The sequence below is a fragment of the Chryseobacterium herbae genome (assembly GCF_025154075.1).
Lineage (GTDB): Bacteria > Bacteroidota > Bacteroidia > Flavobacteriales > Weeksellaceae > Chryseobacterium > Chryseobacterium herbae.
In genome coordinates, this window is record NZ_JAOAMU010000008.1 from 68177 (window position 1) to 90295 (window position 22119).

A 22119-nucleotide genomic window follows, 5' to 3' on the forward strand; every position below is an offset into this window, starting at 1 on the left:
CTGTTCGCCTTTATGGGGAATGATTTTATTTTAACCACAGATCGCACGGATTTACACGGATGATTGCGTGAAATACTGGTGTGTTTGTATACACTGAATATTCTTTGGGCTAAGGTTTGGCTAAAGCCAAGGGTTGGAACGTTATTTTTTAAGCGGGCTAAAGCCCGCTGCTATTGAATAGGATAGTCCGATACATTTCTGCAGATGGGTATAGGTTCGAAAGATCTGCGATATCTTGTAAAAACTGTGAGTTGTATTATTTACCGCTGACTGCACAAATTGGCACAATGCAAATTGTTTTACTGTTTGGATTTGAGCTAAAACTCTATTTTGTTAAGTGAGCTAAAAGCAGTCATTATTGCTGAAAAAATGTTATAAAATTCACAGGAAAAATTGACGTATTCACCATTCACCATCACTTTTTATCTCTTCCCCTATTTATATTTCTGAAATTGAACTTTTTAATAGATATAAGCTAAATAAAACATATATTATAAACCGACAAAATTTAGTAAATTTGCAGACTTAATTAATCAACGATATTGAGATATTTACAATGAGCCAATTTAAAGAATACAAAAACCTCAACCTTATTGACATAGCCGAGAATGTATCGGAGTTTTGGAAACAGAATAAAACGTTCAGTAAAAGTGTTGAGATTCGCGAGGGTAATGCCGAGTTTGTTTTTTATGAAGGTCCGCCTTCGGCAAACGGTATGCCCGGAATTCACCACGTTATGGCCAGAGCACTAAAGGATATTTTTTGTCGTTACCAGACTCAGAACGGAAAACAGGTTTTCCGTAAAGCGGGCTGGGATACACATGGACTTCCTGTAGAACTGGGCGTAGAAAAGGAATTAGGAATTACTAAAGAGGATATTGGCAAAAAAATCTCTATTGAAGACTATAATAAAGCTTGTCGTGAAGCGGTAATGCGATATACAGACGTATGGAACAACCTTACGGAAAAGATCGGATACTGGGTAGATCTTGAAGATCCGTATATCACGTATAAGTCAAAATATATGGAGACGGTTTGGTGGTTGCTGAAGCAGTTGTATAATAAAGAATTATTGTACAAAGGCTATACGATCCAGCCTTATTCTCCGAAAGCAGGAACAGGACTTTCTTCTGCGGAATTAAATATGCCGGGAACTTATCACGATGTTTCTGATACTACAGTTGTAGCTCAGTTCAAAGTCAAAAAAGAATCTTCTGAATTATTTAGTGACGCTGAAGGAGATGTAAGCATTCTTGCATGGACAACAACTCCATGGACCTTACCATCCAACACAGCATTGGCTGTAGGTAGAGATATTGAATATGTTTTAGTTAAAACGTTCAACCAATATACTTTTGAACCCATAACTATTGTTTTATCCAGAGTTCTTTTACCTAAAGTATTCGGTAAGAAATATGCAGAAGGAACCGATGAAGATTTCGCTGGTTATACTGCAGAAAGCAAGGTGATTCCTTTCAAAATCGTAAAAGAATTTACAGGAGAAAAGCTTGCCGGAACTCAATATGAGCAGCTGATTCCTTGGTTTACGCCTAATGATTCCCCTGAAAAAGCTTTCAGAGTGATTTTGGGAGATTTCGTAACCACAGAGGACGGAACCGGTATCGTTCACATCGCTCCTACTTTTGGTGCGGATGATGCAAGAGTGGCAAAAGAAGCCGGAATTCCGCCAATGTTGATAAAAGACGACAATGACAGTCTGGTTCCGCTGGTAGATTTACAGGGAAGATTTATCAAAGGAGAAAATGTTCCTGAATTATTCTCAGGAAAATATATCAAGAACGAATATTATGATGACGGAACTGCGCCAGAGAAATCATGGGATGTGGAACTTGCCATCGTTCTGAAGACTGAAAGCAAAGCCTTCAAAGTAGAGAAATACGTCCACAGTTATCCGCACTGTTGGAGAACTGACAAACCTGTTTTGTACTATCCGCTGGATTCATGGTTTGTGAAAATGACCGCTGTGAAAGACAGATTGGTAGATTTAAACAAAGAAATTAACTGGAAGCCTAAATCTACGGGAGAAGGACGTTTTGCTAACTGGATTGAAAATGTAAACGACTGGAACCTTTCCCGCTCAAGATATTGGGGAATTCCTTTGCCAATCTGGAGAACGGAAGATCTGAAAGAAGAAAAGATCATCGGATCTGTAGAGGAATTATATAATGAGATCGAAAAGTCTGTTGCAGCAGGATTTATGAAAGAAAATCCGTTCCAGGGTTTTATCATAGGAAATATGTCTGAGCAGAACTATGAATTGGTGGATCTTCACAAAAATGTAGTAGACAAAGTGGTTCTGGTTTCAGATTCAGGAAAATCAATGAACCGTGAGAGTGACCTTATCGACGTTTGGTTCGATTCAGGTTCGATGCCTTACGCTCAGTTGCATTATCCTTTTGAGAATAAAGAATTAATTGACAATAATAAAGCATTCCCGGCAGATTTTATCGCAGAAGGCGTTGACCAGACTCGTGGTTGGTTCTACACCCTTCACGCGATCGGAACGGCGGTTTTTGATTCAGTTGCCTATAAAAATGTAATGAGTAATGGGCTTGTTCTGGATAAAAATGGCCTGAAAATGTCAAAATCCAAAGGAAATGCAGTAGATCCGTTCGAAACCCTTTCAGTATACGGTCCGGATGCTACCAGATGGTATATGATCTCGAATGCGAATCCTTGGGAAAACCTGAAATTTGACATCGAAGGAATCGACGAAGTGAGAAGAAAGTTCTTCGGAACACTTTACAATACGTATTCATTCTTTGCCCTGTATGCGAATGTGGATGGATTCAATTATACGGAGAAAGAAGTGGAAAACCGTCCGGAAATAGACCGATGGATCCTTTCTGAGCTTAATCTTTTAATTAAAGAAGTAAAAGCATTCTACGAAGATTACGAACCGACAAGAGTAGCCAGATCAATCAGCACATTTGTGAATGATAACCTGAGCAATTGGTATGTAAGACTGTGCAGAAGACGTTTCTGGAAAGGAGAATATTCTGATGATAAAATCTCGGCTTACCAGACTTTATATACCTGTCTTGAAACGGTTGCGAAACTATCCGCGCCTATTGCTCCGTTCTTTATGGATCAATTGTATCAGGATTTAAATAAAGTAACAGGAAAAGAAAACTGTGAATCTGTGCATTTAACAGATTTCCCTGTCGCTGACGAAAGTCTGATCGATCAGGATCTGGTTGAAAAAACGCACTTGGCTCAGAATATCACGAGCATGGTTTTCTCCCTGAGAAAGAAAGAAAATGTAAAAGTTCGCCAGCCGTTACAGAAAGTATTGGTTCCTGTGTTGGATTCAAAAACGGAAGAGCAGATCTTAGCCGTTGCAGACCTGATCAAACAGGAAGTGAACGTTAAAGAATTACAGTTGATCAATGCTGAGGAAGCCTCTCATTTAATTGTAAAACAAATCAAGCCGAATTTCAAAGCTTTAGGTCCTAAATTAGGAAAAGACATGAAAACGGTAGGAGGAGAAATCGCCAATCTGAATACAGAACAAATCGCCGCTCTTGAAAAAGACGGAAAAGTAGATATTCAGGGATATGAGATCACTCTTGATGATGTGGAAATCTCTACAAAAGATATCCCGGGATGGACGGTAACTTCCGACGGGAAAACAACTGTGGCACTAGATTTGACGTTAACAGAAGAATTAAAATCTGAAGGTATCGCAAGGGAGTTCATTAACAGAATTCAGAACCTGCGAAAAGAGAAGGACTTTGAACTGACAGACAGAATAAAAATATCTCTTGAAGAAAACTCACCATTCCTTGAAGATGTTAGGAAAAATGAGGAATATATTTCTTCAGAGGTCTTGTCAAATAAAATAGAAATTGTATCTTCACTTTCAAATTTTAACGAAATCGAAATAGATGAGGTTAATTTTAAGATAAATGTCGAAAAAAATTAACATATAGTTATTGTATTTCAAATTCCATTTCATAATTTTATTAAAAAAGAGAAAAGAATATGTCAGACGAAAGAGTAAGATACAGCGATGCTGATTTACAGGAATTTAAGGCTATCATAAAAGAAAAAATAGAAAAAGCAGAAAGAGATCTTCAGCTGATCAGAGAAAGCTTCATCAACGACCAGAACAATGGTACGGATGATACTTCTCCTACCTTCAAAGCTTTTGAAGAAGGAGCAGAAACACTGAGCAAGGAGCAGAACTCTATATTGGCCGGGCGCCAGGAAAAATTCGTACGTGATCTTAAGAATGCTTTGATCCGTATCGAAAATAAAACCTACGGTGTATGCAGAGTGACAGGAAAGCTGATTCCTAAGGAAAGACTTTTAGCCGTTCCTCACGCTACGCTGAGCATTGAAGCGAAAAATATGCAGAAATAAACCATTTAGGTTTGTAAAAATAATATTGGGTTTATATCGTATTCGCGGATACTTTATAAACCTAATTTTTAATGTATACCCATGAGCGGAGTATTAATTTTAGGCATCATCGTGGCCGCAGTTTTGCTGTTTGTAAACAGGGCCTGGATCAAAAACAGATTCTTCCCCGATCAGCAGAAGAACTACACCATCGATGATCAGTTTAATTCTGATAAACGGGAAAGGGAAAAAGAAATCGACAGACTTTTGAGTAAGATGGGCAAAAACGGGATCCATGACCTGTCTGCAAAAGACCGGAAAAGACTCGATGAACTGTCCAAAATGTAACATTTAAAACAGAAAAGAAAATGGAATCTATCATAGTACATCCTAAAAATCCTATGGAAATGAGCGCACTGAAAAGTGTTTTAAAAGATATGAACATCAGATATGAGCGTACTCAAACCAAAAATACGTTCCATACGGAAAAGGTGGCGAAGAAAATTTTCGACAAGAAAAACCCGGAGAAACCTTCTAAACCAAAAGGACAGTAATGAAAAAGATCTTAGCTATAACATTTTTAGTATTGTTAATTGATCAGGCTTCAAAAATTTACATCAAAACCCATTTCAATCTGGATGACAGTGTCACTGTTCTTCCGGGCTTTAAACTGACTTTTGTAGAGAATCCGGGAATGGCTTACGGGCTTCATTTCGGAGGAATCATCGGAAAATATTTCCTGGTGATCCTGAGACTTTTCTTAATCGGAGGAATGGTTTATATGTTCAAAAAATGGCTGAAACAGGGAGCTTCCAATTATCTTCTGATCCCAATGGCTATTATTTTTGCCGGTGCTATCGGAAATATCATTGACGGTATGTTCTACGGACTGATCTTCGACAGCGGAACGGTTTACGACCAAAGCATCGACCGATGGATCGGGTACGGCGGCGTTTCCAAGTTTGTTCCAATAGGACAGGGTTATTCTTCCTTTATGAAAGGCTGCGTGGTAGACATGCTTCACTTCCCTTTGGTAGACTGGTACGTTCCTGAAAATATCCCTTTGATCGGTGGTAAGCATCTTGAATTCTTCAAATATATTTTCAATGTAGCTGATTCCGCTATTACGGTAGGAGCAGCTTTACTATTAATATTCAGAAAAAAAGCTTTCCCGAACGGACTTGAGTTTTAAAAAACAGTATTCCGGATGAAAAAAGTAATTAAAAATATTTTTAAAATGTTCCTGCTGCTTCTTGCGGTGGGAATTATTTTTATAGCCTGGGCCAATTACAGCATCAGAAAAGAAAGCAGCGCTTTTGTTTCTTACCGCATTGCCGATGTTCCTGAAACGAAAACGGCTTTACTACTGGGAACCGGCAAAACATTAAGCAACGGAATGCCTAACGCTTATTTCTATAACAGGATTCAGGCAGCCATTGATCTGTACAAAAGCGGGAAAATCAAATACATCATCGTAAGCGGAGATAACAGCACCAAGGATTATAATGAACCTGAAGACATGCAGCTTACTTTGATGAAATATGGCATTCCAAAAGACAAAATCGTGATGGACCATGCCGGATTCCGGACACTGGATTCTGTGGTCAGAGCTAAGGAGATTTTCGGGCAGAATAAACTGGTGATCATTTCACAGAAATTCCACAATGAGAGAGCTGTGTTTCTCGCCAGGGAAAACGGAATGGAAGCTTTCGGGTTCAATGCGGCAGATGTGAACAAATATGCAGGTTTAAAAACCAACCTGAGAGAATACCTTGCGAAAGCAAAAGTGTACTGGGACCTGCTTTTCGGGGTACAGCCGAAATTCGGAGGAGAAAAGATTGAAATAAAATAATTTTCTTACTTTAAAGTCCTAAATTAGGCTATGGTAAAAATTTATTCCACATTCCTCATATTTGGACTTCTGTTCCTGCTTTCGTGTAAGAAAGAAGTAGTAAAAGTTGATGAATATAATGATCAGCTGCTGGGAATTCCTCAGGCTCAGATAGATTCTATCCGCAAGGCTGAAGATCAGAAGCAACTATTCCTGACCAAGGTTTCCTACACTATTGATTCTGCAAATACCATTGATTTAATGCTTCCTGTGAACAATCATGTGAAAGAATATTCATTTTCCAGTTCTAATCTTAATCTCACTGATCCTGAGCAAACGCGGGACGCAGAAGATGAATCTTCGTATCCTCAGGGGATCAGCATTAAGAATGATTTTTCGGAAGATGATTCCGGAGAGCTTCTTTTTGTTGGAAAATCAGACAATCCGGACCTATTTCCGGTTGCAGACATCAAAAAATATAATGACCCGGAAAAAATTCTTTCTGAGGACAAAAATTCTTTACTGTATATCGACTCTTTTGGCCGCAAAAAGCTGTACTTCCGTCAATATAATCCTGCGAGCCAAACTTATTATCTCTATACTGCAGAAGTACCCAAATATAATAACGAAAAGCTTCAGTATGCCGCCCTGTTTTCAATATATAATAAAGCAAAAAACATCCTTTCATTTGATAAGGAAGCTCCGCTCGAAAACTTAACCTGGGAAAAAGTAAAGCCCGGTGTTTCTGAAGCAGAGTTACAAAATTATAGAGTTTATTATATGTCACTTGGAAAAGAACTTAAGTATTTTCTGAAAAACAACGACAGCGCCTATATCAAAAACGATAATTTTGACCTTTATCTTTACCGTGACCAATCCCATACTCAAAATGCACTGGATCAGACTCATCTTATAGCCGACTCCAATTTCTCAGGAACCTTTGATGGACTTCCTTTTGAGAACCGCCTCAGATCCGGATATTTCGTTAACAGATACAGTAATGACGATGAGTTTACATTCGTTAAAAGACTGAGCAGCCATACGATCTTGGTAAGCGCAAAAGAGGATAACGGATATGTAAAGGACAGCACCGAATATTTCACCATCAGTTCCATAAAAACACCTAAAGGACAGTTTTATCTTATCAGCACGACCAATAAAGATGGTAATGATATGACCGCTTTAATGAATGATTACTTCAGTAAACATTTAAAAATCTAATTATGAAGCCATTAGCTCTTATTATATTGTGTTCGCTTTTTGTTCTTTCCTGCAATCCTGTAGGCGAAAAAATAACAGAAGAAACGCCCGCAGACATGCAGCTGGTCAACACCATTGATGGTCTGGATCTTAAAAAAGGGGACGTTATCGTAGTCTGGAGCAAACTGGATGCTTCTTTCGTAAAAAATGGAATGCTTCCATCCTTTGATTTCATCTACAATTTAAGCCTGAACGGAAATACCACAGATAATTCTTCCGTTGCCCTGTTTACTGATAAAAAGAATATCATCCATTCGACTTACACCAAGCAAAAGGAAGAAGAAGAGGAAGAAACGCCAGTGACGGAAGAAACCTCCGAATACAGTGATGATTCCGACACGATAAAAGTGGAAAAACAAAAGGAAGTAACCGCTTCATGGCAATTTGAACAGAAAGTGACTGAAATTCCAATAAAACAAGATGGCAAATATACCCTCGACTATAAAGTAAAAGCCAAGGATGCAGATAGCAACAGTATGTTCAATAAAGTAGCTATTATGATCAGAAAGAAATAGTTCTTATTTTTTGGTATTCAACGCCTGATAAGCGATATAGTATATTCCATAAAAGACAATAACGGTGAGCACAAGCGCAATGGAGAACGTGTGCTTTAAAAGATCTACCACATAGTCCTTGAATACAAACTCCTGAGCATAAACTCCGTTATAAAAAGGGTATACTTTGATCACGGTTACCACCGCTGCTAAGACTACCGGGAAAAGCCATGTGAATTTCTTAATATAAGCCACTATCCAAAAAGCAGCAATGTAGATCACAGCCATCAGAATATCATCCACTTTCTTTTCCATGATCCCATTTCTAAACTGGAATATGACTAAAAGAGAAATAACAGCCAAATGTATTTTTTTGGCTTTTTCAATATTGGAAGGAGCCAGAAATTTAATTTTATCATCAAACCTGATCATTAAAAGCGAGATCATATTGATCAGCGGTACCCAGATCGAAGCACCCACTGCTCCATAATATTTTTGTTTAAGCACACTTCTTTCTTTGAGCAGCTGACCTGTAAATCTTGTCCCGATTATAAAAAAAAAGACAATGACCACCGTATTCATCCATCCGAAAAGCGTAAGATCTTTTCCGAAAAAGTCGAGTTCCAGTGAGAATGCACTTTCCAGAAGACCTCCGAATGAAAAAATGATACAACTGATGACAATAAGCATTGCAGGAACAAAGTACTTATTCCCCGTTTGTAAGGCATCTTTCGAAAAGGTATAAAAACTTTCACGGTTCGCAAGACAGGCCGTTAAAAATAAGAACGCCCCCAGATAAGCCACATTCTTTATACTGGCAAGGGTGTAATAAACGAAATTGACTATGAATTCCGTTGTTTTTGAATCATAAGAAGCAGATCCAATCAGTTTTTCTATAAGGCCAAGATCTGTATTGTACAGAATAAAAACTCCGAGATTTAACAGAAACAACTTAAGTAGCGGTTGTTTAATATTGATCTCCTCTTCCACCAGATATCGCTTTGAAACCACAAAAACAGTGACAAACTGTATGATCAGATAGGTCCATTTTCTTAGTGTATCAGAGTTGATGGTCTCTTCAAAAGGCACATAATAATCCACCATATTCCGGATTCCTTTCATACAGAAGAACAGGATGATAAAAAAAGGAAGGATGATTAATACGGACTTCCAGCGTTTGTTCACGAGGAAATACCAGAGGAAAAACAGGCTGCTTAAAGTATAGGACAGGTAATCCAAAATGGTAGACAGCGCATTATCCTTTTCGGGATAAAAATAATTGCCTGCAAAATCCAATACAACGAAGATCAGTAATAAGATCCATAAGCTTTTAAGCGCATTAAACAGCTTTGGAGACAAAAAATTGTTATTTCCCATGTAGAAGAGGTGTTTCTACAAATATAATTTAAAAACTGTTACTGAGCACCTTAAATCATTCCCCATTAAAAAGGATTTGCCAGCCATCGCAATCTTTCTTATTTTTGTTCTTTATTTTAAACTTAATAATTTAAACAAATGTCAAGAATTCTTACCGGCATTCAAGCCACCGGAACACCCCATCTTGGAAATCTCCTTGGGGCGATCATTCCTGCTATTGAACTTTCCAAGCAGGAAGGAAATGAATCATTTTTATTCATTGCGAATCTTCATTCTCTTACCCAGATTAAAGATGCGAAGGAACTTAAACAAAATACCTACGAGATTGCTGCGGCTTGGCTTGCTTGTGGGCTGGATACAGAAAAAACATATTTTTACAGACAGAGTGATATCCCTGAGACCTGTGAACTTTCTTGGCATTTATCATGTTTTTTTCCTTACCAGAGATTAACGCTTGCCCATTCGTTTAAGGATAAGGCAGACAGACTTCAGGATGTGAACGCCGGACTGTTCACCTACCCTATTCTGATGGCTGCAGATATTTTACTGTATAATGCAGAAATAGTTCCCGTAGGAAAAGACCAGCTTCAGCATCTGGAAATCGCCCGTGATGTAGCCTCAAGGTTCAACAATCAGATGGGAGAAGTTTTTGTACTGCCTCAGTCTGAACTTCAGGAAGACACGAAATATGTTCCCGGAACAGATGGCCGTAAAATGTCTAAATCCATGGGGAATATCATCAACATCTTCTTACCTGAAAAGGAACTGAAAAAGCAGGTGATGAGTATAGAAACCGATTCTAAAGGTCTGGAAGAACCGAAAGACCCTGAAACAGATAAGGTTTTTGCTATTTACGAACTGATCGCCACTCCTGAGCAAACGGAGGAATTAAGAGCGAAATACCTGGCTGGAAACTTCGGGTACGGACACGCCAAATTAGAGCTGTTAAATCTGATCTTAACCCGTTTTGCAAAAGAAAGAGAAATGTTCTCTTATTATATGAACAATCTGGATGAATTGGAAGCAAAACTTCAGGAAGGGGCAGCAAAAACAAGAGTGGTTGCTACCGAAACCATTAAAAAAGTGAGAACAAGCTTAGGAATTTAAACATTAAGATATCAAAGCATTGTTTTTCGAAAGAATAAAACAGTGCATCCCTTTTTCAAACTCATAGACAATATCCCAACCGGGATATTGTTTTGTTATAGTCCTGATGATAGACAGCCCCAAACCGGTTGAACTGTGGTCTGAACCCTGCTTGTAAAAACGGTTGAAGATCTGTGTTTTATCCAATGGAACGCCACTACCGCTATTCTGAAAGATCAGTCTGTTGTCTTCTATGATGATATTGACATCTCCATCCTGACTGTTATACTTCACTGCATTTTTAAGCAGATTGGAAAGCAGAATATCCGCCAGATCAGGGTTAAAGTCTGCTCCAAAGAATCCTTTCTCCATAATGCTGACCTTAATCTTTTTAAACTCGATAAAGTCTTCATAGCTTTTCACCAGTTCCGCAATCATTTCATTAAAATCGACTTTCGAAGTTTTATTGAACTGGCTGTTTTCTATTTTTGAAAGCATCAGAAGGGATTTATTCAGTCCTGCCATTCTTCTCAGATCTCCTTTCACTTCGGTAAGGAAATTCATATTCTTTTTGTCCAAGTCATCATTCTGGATGACAAGATCGATCTTATTAATCACAATAGCCAAAGGGGTCTGAAGTTCATGCGATGCATTTTCAATGAACTGTTTCTGCTGATGGAAGACCAATTCATTACGCTCAATCATTTCCTCTATTTCCACATTCAGTTCTTCAAATTCTTTGATGGAATAATTTTGAGCCTCATTGGAAGCAGAAACCCCGAACTGATATTTTTTAAGCCGATCGAGGATCGTATAGAAAGGGCGCATTGCTTTATTCAGCATATAGCCATTGACCGCCAAAATACTTATCACGAGTAGAATATATAGCACGATCAAAGCGGTAGTCAGATCATATACCAATTCATCCTGCTCTACGGTAGAAGTCCGTATTTCAAGTCTCTGGCGTTTTCCGAACTGATCTATAAAATCGGTTTCAAGTACGCGATACGGCTGGTCTTTATCGTCGTACTCCATATAAAACATCTTGTTATAGAGCCGGTTCTTGTCTTTATACTCAGATTCTGAAATAGGTTTGATTTTAAATTCATTAAATCCAAAATCCTTACTGTCTAGAAGATTTGGATCGTGATAGACGGCTTTAATGATCTGTATTTTTCTGTCTTTCAGTCCGTCATCCACATTATCATACACTTCATCCAGAATATAGGCGTAAAAGAGAGCGGCCCAGACTGCAATGATGAGCAGCAGGATAACGATCATGTATTTGATGGTGTAGTATTTTAACGAAACTTTCATCAGACAAATTTATAACCTATTCCGTAAACAGCCTGGAAATCGGCTTCTGCATTAAGGGTTTTCAGTTTTTTTCGGAGATTTTTGATTTGTGAATAGATAAAATCCAGACTGTCTGCCTGATCTATATAATCTCCCCAAATGGCTTCAGCAAGAGTAGTTTTCTGCAGCGTTTTTTCAGGATGAATCACAAAATAATACAGCAGATCATATTCCTTACGGTTAAGAATCAGATCTTCATTACCTACTTTTACCGTTCTGTTTTCCGGGTCAATGCTGATATTTTTATACGTGATGGTATTTTCTCCATCCTGATTCTTTCTTCTGATCACTGAACGGATTCTCGCCATCAATTCGGCAAGATGAAAAGGTTTTGCCAGATAATCATCAGCGCCGATCTCCAGTCCTGCGACTTTATCATCTACGGAATCCTTCGCCGATAGAATGATCACAGGATCTTTTTTATGCAGATTCTTGATTTCTCTCAGCAGATCCATTCCATTTCCGTCAGGCAGCATGATATCCAGAAGAATACAGTCATATTCATAGGAAATGATCTTTTGCAGCCCGGCACTGTAGGTCAAGGCAAATTCCACAATAAAATGCTCTGCTTCCAGAAAAGTCTGTACAGTGTCTTTCAGTTCCGGCTCATCTTCTACGATTAATATCTTCATTCTGCTATTGGCTTATCAAATATATGAAAATGGGAAGGAAGACGGAGGATAGATGCCTGAACTTATTCCCGGACAATCAATATCCTGTTTCCAAACTTCCATCCTCCGGCTTCCCTTTTCCTATTTAATTACTTCTCGTCTTCACAGCGCCTCCGTCTGCATCAAAAGTAAGGCAAAGGCCGCTCATCAGGTATACTTTATAGACATTGTATTTCTTTTCGATAGCATCTACCACACTGCATGGATAATGCCTTGTCAGGAAAGAAACGATGCTTTTTCTTACACTTTGGGAAGACTGATTTCCTTTGCTGCTGTTTATTATGTTCCAGTTGACCATCATATTAAGATTTTAAGGTGTTTATTTAATTTGAATTAATCGTCGATTTTTTTGAAATTTCCGTTTCTGTCAAATTCAAGATCCAGTCCGTTCGAAAGCTCGGCTTTATAAGACCATCTTTCTTTTTCTATCTTAACGATATAGGTGTTCGGGAAATTTTTAGCCGCGTAATTTCTGATTGATGCCGGAATAAATCCATAAGGCAGTTTCTGATGTTTCCCATCTACTTCTTTCCAGTTTCCTTTGCTGTCGAATTCTACTTTCGTTCCGTTCGCCAGATATACCTGGTATTCATCAACGCCATAGATTTCTCTGTCTTCAATGGCAGATCCTACAGCAATCCCTTTGAAATTAGTGGCAAGAAAATTCTTAGCTGTTTTAGGGAGTTGGTTTACATTGATTGCTTTGTCCTGTGCAAAAATAAATCCGCCCGCCAATAAGAATAATATAACAAGCGCTCCTGTGATTTTTCTAAACTTTTTCATAATGTTAAATTTTTTCTGTCTTTATGATGGAGCAAAGTTCAGAATCAATTTAGGAAAGAATTAGGAAAAACGAAAAGTGGAGAATAAATAGTAAAAAATATTTGAACCATTAAGATCGGATAAGTGATTAAGAATATTAAGAAAGCTACTGCTTAAAAAAAGCATTTGATTTATCTTAATTAAACTTAAAACCGTCAATCATCTTAATGGTTCAAAAAATCAGTTTTAACAGTACTGATAACTGTATATTTTATAAGTATTCTTTAATCTGTAAAAGATGAGTGATAGCCTTCAATCCCTCTTCCTGCTTATTTTCATTATATACATCAAAGAAGATTACATCGAGGCCATAGTTTTGAGAACCTACCACATCTGCGATCCAGTCGTCTCCGATCAGGATGCTTTCTTCCTTAGTGGCTTCTGCCAGTCCGAGAGAATATTCGAAGATCTTCGGGTTGGGTTTTCTCACCCCTATAGAATCGGCGCTGGTAATGGTTTTAAAGTATTTATCAATTCCGGATAGAATACACTTCCTTTCCGTTACTTCCTTGAAGCCGTTGGAAATGACATGCAGCGTGTAGTGTTTGGATTTCAGGTATTCCAGAATATATTCTGCTCCTTCTACCAGCTCGTTGTGATTAAGGATTTTATCAAGAAAATGTTCCTCGAAGAATTGGGAAAGCTCTTCATCGTCCACTCCAAAATGTTTGAATGTATCATAGAAACGGTGCTTCCTCAGATATTCTTTATCGATAAGACCGTCTCTGATTTTCTCCCAAAGACTTTCATTGATGTCGTGATAGATGGTATGGAAGCTTTCAAAGTCAATATGATAATGTAAAGTGATTTCCTGCTTTTCAAAAAGGTCTTTGATGGTAAGATAAGCGTTCTTACGGTGATCCCAGAGAGTATTGTCCAGGTCAAAAAAAATGTGCTGAATTTTCATACAGCACAAAATTACTCAATTTAATTTTTGGAAATCGGGAAATTCTTGTTTTTGGTTTGTACCACTTCAAGACTTTTTGAGTAATTCAGTAAAAAATCAATTGTTTGTTTCTTAGGTTTCAAAGTTTTCACTTTTAAGGAATCATTTTTTTTCATAGGCGAAAGCATGTTTTCCTTTAAACGTGAATTTTTTAAAAATATTATCCTATCGTGTCAATACAATATTATTTTCGTCCATGATTTTTCTCAGGTTGATGAGTGCGTAGCGTACTCTGCCCAATGTGGTATTGATACTCATATTGGTGTGATCCGCAATTTCTTTGAAGCTTAGCCCGTCAAAAAACCTTAGTTTAATAACTTCCTGCTGGTTTTGCGGCAGAAACTGAAGCATCCTCAAAAGATCTTCCTGGATCTGAAGGGTCACCAGCTGATCTTCAATGTTTTCCGATGGTTCTCTGATCAGATCAAAAATAGAATACTCGTCTGTTTCGAAAGTGGTTTCCGAAACTTTAACGTTTTTCGCTTTCAGTCTGAAATGATCGATGATAAGGTTGTGTGCGATTCTTTTTGCCCAAAGAATGAATTTGCCTTCTTCGTTATACCGTCCTTCTTTCAGCATCAGGATGATTTTCATGAATGTATCCTGAAAAACATCATTGGCCAGGTCTTCATCATTAATTTTGTAAAAAATGAATGTAAACAGTTCTCTCTGATGACGATGAATAAGGGCTGATAGGGCTTCTTCGTCTCCTTTCTGGTAAAGGGAAATTAGTAGGCTGTCCGTTTTTGATTTCATAACTCTTCTCAATAATAAAAAATTTGCAGACCAGCAATTCTCCAGATATTCTATCTGGCCCTAGCTGTAAATACAAAACAGTTTTTTGGAGTAAAGTAAAATCAATAGGCGGTACAATTATTATATGGTGTAAATATAATAATTTTTTAATAACTGTTAAGCAATTATTAAATTTTTACGATAAAAATGTAAAAAAACTTATTTAAACATATCATGAATAAAGACAGTAGGGATATTTAATGTTAAATTAATATTTAAACCTTTCATCTCTTTTCCGTTCAAACGAGCCTCTCCGATCGGAAAAGCATAGCCCCCCGCCAGATCCAAAAGCCCGAAAAGTGTAACTCCTATTTTCGGAGCGATATATTTATTGGTTCCCTCCGCACCGATCAGAAGATAGTAGGAGTGATAAAAGTCTACATTTTTCTCAAAATTCAGCATGACATCAGCCTGCAGTTTCGGCATGATCGCAAATTTGGAACCGGCTGAACCCATCAAAGCAGATCCACCCAACCTGTATATCACATCATCATTCTTCAGGAAAAGCAACTTGCCCCCAACTTCTCCAAAGCTCTGGTTCTGGTAGGTATACCCCACAGTAACCATTTTATGCATGGTGTACTGGGCCTTTGTCATTATGCTCAGGAAAAATACAAATAGTATAGCAGCTGCAGTTCTAAAATTCATCATCTCTAAATTATTTAAGGTGTAAAATTAAAAAAAACTGCCTTACCCAAAGATAAAGCAGCCTTATTTATTATTTCTGAAGAAAAATTAAATACCGAAAGCGGCTTTAATTTCTTCTACTTTGTCAAGTTTTTCCCAGGTAAAGAACTCAAGTCCTGTAAGGGTAATTTCATTCTTCTGACCTTTATTGAATGTTTTGTCAGCTGTATAATGCTCTTTCCCCATGTGTCCGTAAGAAGCCGTTTCCAGATAGATAGGGTTTCTTAATTTTAAGTTCTGCTCGATAGCATAAGGTCTTAAATCGAAGATGGTAGACACTTTCTTAGCAATGTCACCGTCGTTAAGATCTACTTTCGCCGTTCCGTAGGTATTGATGTATAGTCCACAAGGTTCAGCAACACCGATCGCGTACGAAACCTGTACCAAAACTTCGTCAGCTACTCCTGCAGCCACTAGGTTTTTAGCAATGTGTCTTGTAGCATAAGCAGCACTTCTGTCTACTTTTGAAGGATCTTTTCCGGAGAAAGCACCACCACCGTGAGCTCCTTTTCCTCCGTATGTATCTACGATGATTTTTCTTCCTGTAAGACCTGTATCTCCGTGAGGACCACCGATCACAAATTTCCCTGTAGGGTTGATGTGATATTTGATCTGATCATTGAATAATGCTTTGATCTCTTCAGTCTGCTGAGCTATTACTCTTGGAACCAGGATACTTTTGATATCTTCACGGATCTTGTTCAGCATTGCTTCTTCAGTTCCGAAATCGTCGTGCTGTGTAGACACTACGATAGAATCAATTCTTACCGGTTTGTGGTCATCAGAATATTCAATAGTCACCTGGCTTTTTGCATCAGGACGCAGGTAAGCGATTTCGCTTCCGTCTCTTCTCAATACAGAAAGTTCTTTAAGGATGGTGTGGGCAAGGTCTAAAGCAAGAGGCATATAATTAGCCGTCTCGTTGGTTGCATAACCGAACATCATCCCCTGATCACCAGCTCCCTGTGCGTTTGCCTTAGCTTCGAAAGATTCGTCGTTTACTGCTCTGTCTACCCCCTGGTTGATATCCGGAGACTGCTCATGGATCGCGGAGATTACTCCACAAGAATCACCATTAAACATATATTCTCCTTTAGTATAGCCTATTCCGTTGATAACGTCTCTTGCAATAGTCTGAACATCAAGATAGGCGTCAGATTTCACTTCACCCGCAAGTACTACCTGTCCTGTAGTTACAAGGGTTTCACAAGCTACCTTAGAGTTTTTATCGTATGCTAAAAAATGATCGATTAATGCATCGGAAATTTGGTCGGCAATTTTATCCGGATGTCCTTCTGAAACGGATTCAGATGTAAATAGATAAGACATATTATTCTTTGTTTTTTAGATTAAAATAAGTGAAGAAAAATAAGAATAAATTGCCCAAAAAAGAATACTGTTTTAGCATATTTTTAGAGAGGTTGCAATCAGGTCAAATTTTTCCTCGTTTATAAACGTCTGCAAATTTAAGTACTATTTTTTTAATACTCAAAATTTTTGCTTATTAATTATAATTTTCTTAAAATTAATGATTTATATCACTTTGCGGACTTCTTAGTTCATTGCGGTTTAATGCTCACAAACTCCTTCGGGTTGATGTGATAATTAAGCTTCTTCTCTAAAGAACTCTTGATAGAATGAGACAATTCATCAATGATCTTCTGCTTAAAAGTTGGCTTATAATAGATGATCTTGATCTCTCTGTAAGGGAAAGGTTTTTTGAATCTGAACACATTCTCCTTCTGATCATCAGAAAGCTGACTCAATGCCAATTCCGGCAGAATACTGATTCCTCCTACCTTATCTACCATGTGCACCAACGTTTGAATATTGGAAGCCAGGAAATCAAGATTTTTAGGCTTCAAAGTATTTTCTTTTAGGTGGCAGATATTCTCGAACTGATTTCTCAGACAGTTTCCTTCCTCCAGAAGCCATACTTTTTCAACGTTCAGCTCTTCAGGAATGATATAAGAATTCTTTTTATTAGCTTCCGTATTGGAGCTGTAGATCATCAGTTCCTCATTGAAAAGGAAATCCTGATAGAATTCATCAGCCGTGTCGTATGGTGTAGAAATAATTCCTGCATCCAGTTCACCGGCTTTTAAGGCCTTGATAATATTATCTGTGGTCATTTCCTTCACATTCATCTGAATTTTCGGATTGTCTTCCAAAAACTTAAAGATCTCTGTTGGTAAAATGAAAGATGAAACGGTAGGAATGATTCCTAAATTGATCGTTCCTCCTAAAATATTATTCAGAAGATTCGCTTTATTTTTCAGCTCATTGACAGATTCTATAATTACCTTTGCCTGATCAATGATCTGAAGCCCTACATCTGTAGTACGGATCGGGTGTGTAGTTCTGTCGAACACCTTCACATCCAGTTCATCCTCAAATTTTTGTATCATCGCACTTAACGTGGGCTGCGTAATAAAGCATGCCTGAGCAGCTTTACCAAAATGTTTGTACTTATCTACAGCGATAAGATACTCCAGTTGCTGAATGTTCATCTGATTAATATTATCTATTACAAAGATAAAATGTTTTTGCTATTAGTAATCAAAAATTCAAGTAAATTTGATATTTCATACGTCTGCATAAGACAGTTTACAAGGTAAATCAATCATACAAATCATAACTCTATGGATTCTAAAAAATTAACGCTAAGCAATGGCGCTCCTTATTTTGAACACCAGGACTCACAAACCGTAGGTCCTAGAGGGCCTGTCCTGCTACAGGATTTTATCCTTCAGGAAAATCTCGCGCACTTTGTTAGGGAAAGAATCCCTGAAAGAATTGTACATGCCAAAGGAAGCGGCGCTTATGGAACATTTACAGTGACTCATGACATCAGCCAGTATACCAAAGCCAAATTATTTTCAAAAGTTGGAAACTCATGCAGGATGTTTGCCCGTTTCTCTACCGTAGGCGGAGAAAAAGGAAGTGCAGACACGGCAAGAGATCCCAGAGGTTTTGCTTTAAAATTTTATACAGAAGACGGAAACTGGGATCTGGTTGGAAATAATACACCGGTATTCTTTATTAAGGATGCTAAAAAATTCCCGGATTTTATTCACACCCAGAAAAGAGTCCCGAAAACCAATTTAAAAAGTGCCACAATGATGTGGGATTTCTGGAGCCACAATCCGGAATCTCTTCACCAGGTTCTTATTTTAATGTCAGACAGAGGAACACCTCACGGCTACAGACATATGCATGGATTCGGATCTCATACTTTCGCGATGATCAATGATAAGAATGAAAGAGTATGGGTGAAATTCCATTTTATAACAAAACAGGGAATTAAAAACTTCACCGATGCTGAAGCGGTAAAAATGGCCGGAGAAAATCCTGACTTTGCACAGGAAGATCTTTGCAACGCCATTGAAAACGGAGACTTCCCAAAATGGACGATGTTTATCCAGGTGATGACAGAAGAGCAGGCAAAAGACTTCAGATGGAATCCTTTTGATGTAACGAAGGTTTGGTTCCATGACGATTTCCCGATGATCGAAGTAGGAGAAATGGAGCTCAATGAAGTGCCTGTTAATTATTTCGCACACGTAGAGCAATCTACTTTTTCACCAAGCAGTCTGATTAACGGAATAAGTTTTTCTCCGGACAAAATGCTTCAGGGAAGATTATTCTCTTATCCTGATGCCCACAGATACAGAGTGGGAGTCAATGCTCACCAGTTGGAAGTGAACCGATGCCCTTTTGCCGTCAACAACTATCAGAGAGATGGTTTCATGGCAGATTCAAGTGAATACCAGGACAAACCGAATTATTTCCCGAACAGTTTTGATGAAGTAAAGCCGGATCCTTCTTATAAGAATTACGAATATGAGCTGGACAGTGCCCATGTTGCCAGCTACAACAGGAACGAAAACGACGACGATCATTATACCCAACCCGGGTTACTGTATACAAAATCTATGACCGCTGAAGACAGAGAACACCTAATCAGCAATATTGTTGGAAGTATGAAAGGAATCACCGGACCGAAAAAAGATGAGATCATCAACCGTCAGTTATGTCACTTTTTCAGGACTAATATTGAACTTGGCATGAAAGTGGCATCTCAGCTTCATGTCAATATAGATGCAAATATGATGAATCATTCGAAATAGTATTTTGAAAGATAAATCAATTAAAAGGAAAAAAAACCAATATTTTTTCCTTTTTTTTGTAAAAAATTTATAATTTGCAGAAAATAATATTTTAAAGTGGAAAAATGAGTTACGAAAATATATTATTAGAAAAAGAAGGCAGGATTGCCGTTATAACGATCAACAGACCACAGAGCTTAAATGCTTTAAATGCGAAAACTATTCAGGAAATTGGTTCGGCCATAGATGAACTGAACGCTGACACTACCTGTAGAGCAATTGTTCTAACAGGAAGCGGAGAAAAATCATTTGTAGCCGGAGCAGATATAAAAGAATTCAGTGATTTTGGACAGGAAAAAGCCGAAGAACTGGCCAGAAACGGGCAAAACAGCCTGTTCAACAAAATTGAAAATACATCTAAACCCGTGATTGCGGCCGTAAACGGTTTTGCATTAGGAGGTGGTTTAGAGCTTGCTATGGCGTGCCACATCAGATATGCATCAGAGAATGCAAGACTGGGGCTTCCGGAAGTAACTTTGGGATTGATTCCGGGTTATGGAGGAACACAGAGACTTCCTAAATTAGTAGGAAAAGGCATCGCCAACGAACTGATCTTCTCTGCCAAAATGATTCCTGCTCAAAGAGCAAAGGAAATCGGATTGGTGAATGAAGTATACCCTATTGAAGAATTATTAACCAAAACAAAAGAATTAGCAAGTATTATAGCCAACAACTCACCAATGGCTATATCAAAGGCCATCCAAGCCGTCAACTTGTCTGATACGGATAAAGGTTTTGAATCTGAAATCAAGTATTTCGGGGAACTTTTTGACCTGGCAGACAAGAAAGAAGGAGTTACCGCTTTCCTAGAGAAAAGAAAGCCCAACTTCTAAGATTTTTAATCCAAATTATTTCGAAAAAAACTAATGCTGCGGTATGAATAAGTTTGATAAAGCTTATCTAAAAATGGCCCAGGAGTGGGCAAAACTATCCTACTGTAAGAGAAAACAGGTAGGAGCACTTATCGTAAAAGATAGGATGATTATTTCAGATGGTTACAACGGAACGCCTTCGGGGTTTGAAAACTGCTGTGAAGATGGAGAGGGGAAAACACACTGGTATGTACTTCATGCGGAAGCCAATGCGATATTAAAGCTGGCCGCTTCCACTCAGTCTGCAAAAGGTGCCACGTTATATTTAACGCTGTCGCCCTGCAAAGAATGCAGCAAACTGATTCTGCAGGCAGGAATTACAAGACTTGTGTATATCAATGAGTATTCAGACGACGATGGGATAGCGTTCTTGAGAAACCATAACATTGAAATAGAACAAATATCGGACTGTGAACTAAAAAAATAAGCACAAATGACTTGGGATGAAAAGATCAAAGATTTTGAAATATTTCTTCGTTTTGAAAGAAATTTTTCAGAAAACACTCTCGATGCCTATATTCGAGACATCAAAAAATTAAAAGATTATGCCATAGTGGATCTGGAAAACGTCGGTCCGGATGCTATAGGCTATGAAAACTTACAGGAATATATCTTCAATCTTTCCAAACAGAAGTTCAGCGAAAGATCTCAGGCAAGATGGATTTCTTCTATAAAAGCTTTCTTCAAGTTTCTTCTTGAGGACGAGTTCAGAGAAGACAATCCTGCATCATTGCTTGAAGGCCCGAAACTGGGATTATATCTTCCTGACACCTTGAGCCTGCTGGATATCAACAAGATTATCGCAGCCATCGAGGCCAATTCTGATCTCGGAAAGAGAAATCATTGTATCATTGAAGTTCTATACGGATGCGGATTACGTGTCTCCGAACTTATTGACCTTAAAATTTCGAACATCAATTTCAAAGAACAGTATATCAAAGTAAACGGAAAAGGCAATAAAACGCGTTTCGTTCCTTTGGCAGATTATACTGCAGAACTTTTGGAAACCTATATCAACGAGGTCCGTTCTACCAATAAGATCAATAAAAAGTATGAGGATACGCTGTTTCTTAACAGCCGTGGAACATCTATGTCCAGAGTGATCGTATTTCTGATCATCAAGGAACTTACAGACAAAGCAGGAGTAAGCAAAAAAATATCTCCACATACGTTCAGACATTCTTTTGCCACACACCTTTTACAGAATGGTGCAGACCTTCGTTATATTCAGGAAATGCTGGGACATTCCAGTATTACCACTACGGAGATTTATACCCATCTGAAGACAGAAGAACTTCGGGATGTGATCCTGAATTATCACCCGAGAAATATTAATATTGCTCAGTGATATGAAGTTCCATCTGGATTTTGAAAAAATAATGATAAAC

General features: G+C 38.1%; 23 protein-coding genes. 13 read left to right on the plus strand and 10 right to left on the minus strand.

Annotation, left to right across the window (positions count from 1 at the left end; translation table 11 throughout):
- Nucleotides 1–556: 556 nt before the first annotated feature.
- The 8 genes from ileS (at nucleotide 557) to N0B48_RS21095 (ending at nucleotide 7971) form a co-directional block, all read left to right on the plus strand.
- Nucleotides 557–3946, plus strand: a complete 3390-nt coding sequence (ileS, locus tag N0B48_RS21060) for an isoleucine--tRNA ligase (RefSeq protein WP_259841290.1) — start codon at nucleotides 557–559, stop codon at nucleotides 3944–3946.
- 59 nt (nucleotides 3947–4005) lie between these two features.
- Entirely contained in the window at nucleotides 4006–4386 is a 381-nt protein-coding gene (locus N0B48_RS21065; RefSeq protein ID WP_034726982.1) for a TraR/DksA family transcriptional regulator, read from the plus strand.
- Nucleotides 4387–4467: 81 nt separating this feature from the next.
- Complete coding sequence (locus N0B48_RS21070; RefSeq protein WP_259841292.1) at nucleotides 4468–4713, plus strand: DUF6576 domain-containing protein; 246 nt, start codon at nucleotides 4468–4470, stop codon at nucleotides 4711–4713.
- 20 nt (nucleotides 4714–4733) lie between these two features.
- Nucleotides 4734–4919: a DUF2683 family protein gene (locus N0B48_RS21075; RefSeq protein WP_034726980.1), complete on the plus strand. Its 186-nt coding sequence runs from the start codon at nucleotides 4734–4736 to the stop codon at nucleotides 4917–4919.
- The gene (locus N0B48_RS21080) at nucleotides 4919–5557 is read left to right on the plus strand and encodes a lipoprotein signal peptidase (protein WP_259841294.1); all 639 of its coding nucleotides are present in this window, start codon (nucleotides 4919–4921) and stop codon (nucleotides 5555–5557) included. Before N0B48_RS21075 ends, N0B48_RS21080 begins: the two co-directional genes overlap by 1 nt.
- Before the next feature lie 15 nt (nucleotides 5558–5572).
- Nucleotides 5573–6217: a SanA/YdcF family protein gene (locus N0B48_RS21085; RefSeq protein WP_259841296.1), complete on the plus strand. Its 645-nt coding sequence runs from the start codon at nucleotides 5573–5575 to the stop codon at nucleotides 6215–6217.
- Nucleotides 6218–6247: 30 nt separating this feature from the next.
- Nucleotides 6248–7417 (plus strand): hypothetical protein, encoded by a 1170-nt coding sequence (locus N0B48_RS21090; protein ID WP_259841298.1) that lies wholly within the window; start codon nucleotides 6248–6250, stop codon nucleotides 7415–7417.
- Between the two features lie 2 nt (nucleotides 7418–7419).
- A complete protein-coding gene (locus tag N0B48_RS21095) occupies nucleotides 7420–7971 on the plus strand; it encodes a hypothetical protein (RefSeq protein WP_259841300.1) in 552 nt (183 codons plus the stop codon).
- A gap of 3 nt (nucleotides 7972–7974) precedes the next feature.
- On the opposite strand, the gene N0B48_RS21100 is transcribed toward N0B48_RS21095, so the two are convergent.
- Nucleotides 7975–9327 carry a hypothetical protein gene (locus N0B48_RS21100; protein WP_259841301.1) on the minus strand — a complete coding sequence of 451 codons (1353 nt, stop codon included), beginning with the start codon at nucleotides 9325–9327 and terminating at the stop codon, nucleotides 7975–7977.
- 138 nt (nucleotides 9328–9465) lie between these two features.
- Between N0B48_RS21100 and trpS the strand changes: the two genes are divergently transcribed.
- A complete protein-coding gene (trpS, locus tag N0B48_RS21105; protein ID WP_259841303.1) occupies nucleotides 9466–10434 on the plus strand; it encodes a tryptophan--tRNA ligase in 969 nt (322 codons plus the stop codon).
- A gap of 3 nt (nucleotides 10435–10437) precedes the next feature.
- Here the strand turns inward: trpS and N0B48_RS21110 are convergent, their stop codons facing one another.
- The 9 genes from N0B48_RS21110 to N0B48_RS21150 form a co-directional block, all read right to left on the minus strand.
- Nucleotides 10438–11730 (minus strand): sensor histidine kinase, encoded by a 1293-nt coding sequence (locus N0B48_RS21110; RefSeq protein WP_259841304.1) that lies wholly within the window; start codon nucleotides 11728–11730, stop codon nucleotides 10438–10440.
- Nucleotides 11730–12401: a response regulator transcription factor gene (locus N0B48_RS21115; protein WP_259841306.1), complete on the minus strand. Its 672-nt coding sequence runs from the start codon at nucleotides 12399–12401 to the stop codon at nucleotides 11730–11732. Before N0B48_RS21115 ends, N0B48_RS21110 begins: the two co-directional genes overlap by 1 nt.
- A gap of 124 nt (nucleotides 12402–12525) precedes the next feature.
- Nucleotides 12526–12741 carry a hypothetical protein gene (locus N0B48_RS21120; RefSeq protein WP_259841308.1) on the minus strand — a complete coding sequence of 72 codons (216 nt, stop codon included), beginning with the start codon at nucleotides 12739–12741 and terminating at the stop codon, nucleotides 12526–12528.
- Between the two features lie 32 nt (nucleotides 12742–12773).
- Nucleotides 12774–13223, minus strand: a complete 450-nt coding sequence (locus N0B48_RS21125) for a PepSY-like domain-containing protein (RefSeq protein WP_259841310.1) — start codon at nucleotides 13221–13223, stop codon at nucleotides 12774–12776.
- Nucleotides 13224–13473: 250 nt separating this feature from the next.
- A complete protein-coding gene (locus tag N0B48_RS21130; RefSeq protein WP_259841311.1) occupies nucleotides 13474–14169 on the minus strand; it encodes a YjjG family noncanonical pyrimidine nucleotidase in 696 nt (231 codons plus the stop codon).
- 204 nt (nucleotides 14170–14373) lie between these two features.
- Complete coding sequence (locus tag N0B48_RS21135; RefSeq protein WP_034726967.1) at nucleotides 14374–14964, minus strand: RNA polymerase sigma factor; 591 nt, start codon at nucleotides 14962–14964, stop codon at nucleotides 14374–14376.
- 198 nt (nucleotides 14965–15162) lie between these two features.
- Entirely contained in the window at nucleotides 15163–15654 is a 492-nt protein-coding gene (locus tag N0B48_RS21140; RefSeq protein ID WP_259841314.1) for a hypothetical protein, read from the minus strand.
- Nucleotides 15655–15738: 84 nt separating this feature from the next.
- Entirely contained in the window at nucleotides 15739–17019 is a 1281-nt protein-coding gene (gene metK, locus N0B48_RS21145) for a methionine adenosyltransferase (protein WP_259841316.1), read from the minus strand.
- Nucleotides 17020–17249: 230 nt separating this feature from the next.
- The gene (locus tag N0B48_RS21150; RefSeq protein WP_259841317.1) at nucleotides 17250–18200 is read right to left on the minus strand and encodes a LysR substrate-binding domain-containing protein; all 951 of its coding nucleotides are present in this window, start codon (nucleotides 18198–18200) and stop codon (nucleotides 17250–17252) included.
- Between the two features lie 132 nt (nucleotides 18201–18332).
- Here N0B48_RS21150 and N0B48_RS21155 point away from each other — a divergent pair, with 132 nt between their 5' ends.
- From N0B48_RS21155 to xerD, 4 genes are all read left to right on the plus strand, one after another.
- Nucleotides 18333–19820 (plus strand): catalase, encoded by a 1488-nt coding sequence (locus N0B48_RS21155; protein ID WP_259841319.1) that lies wholly within the window; start codon nucleotides 18333–18335, stop codon nucleotides 19818–19820.
- A gap of 104 nt (nucleotides 19821–19924) precedes the next feature.
- A complete protein-coding gene (locus N0B48_RS21160; RefSeq protein WP_259841321.1) occupies nucleotides 19925–20692 on the plus strand; it encodes an enoyl-CoA hydratase/isomerase family protein in 768 nt (255 codons plus the stop codon).
- Between the two features lie 43 nt (nucleotides 20693–20735).
- A complete protein-coding gene (locus N0B48_RS21165; RefSeq protein WP_111958590.1) occupies nucleotides 20736–21158 on the plus strand; it encodes a deoxycytidylate deaminase in 423 nt (140 codons plus the stop codon).
- A 6-nt stretch (nucleotides 21159–21164) separates the two neighbouring features.
- Nucleotides 21165–22079, plus strand: a complete 915-nt coding sequence (gene xerD, locus N0B48_RS21170) for a site-specific tyrosine recombinase XerD (protein WP_259841323.1) — start codon at nucleotides 21165–21167, stop codon at nucleotides 22077–22079.
- The last annotated feature ends 40 nt before the right edge of the window (nucleotides 22080–22119 follow it).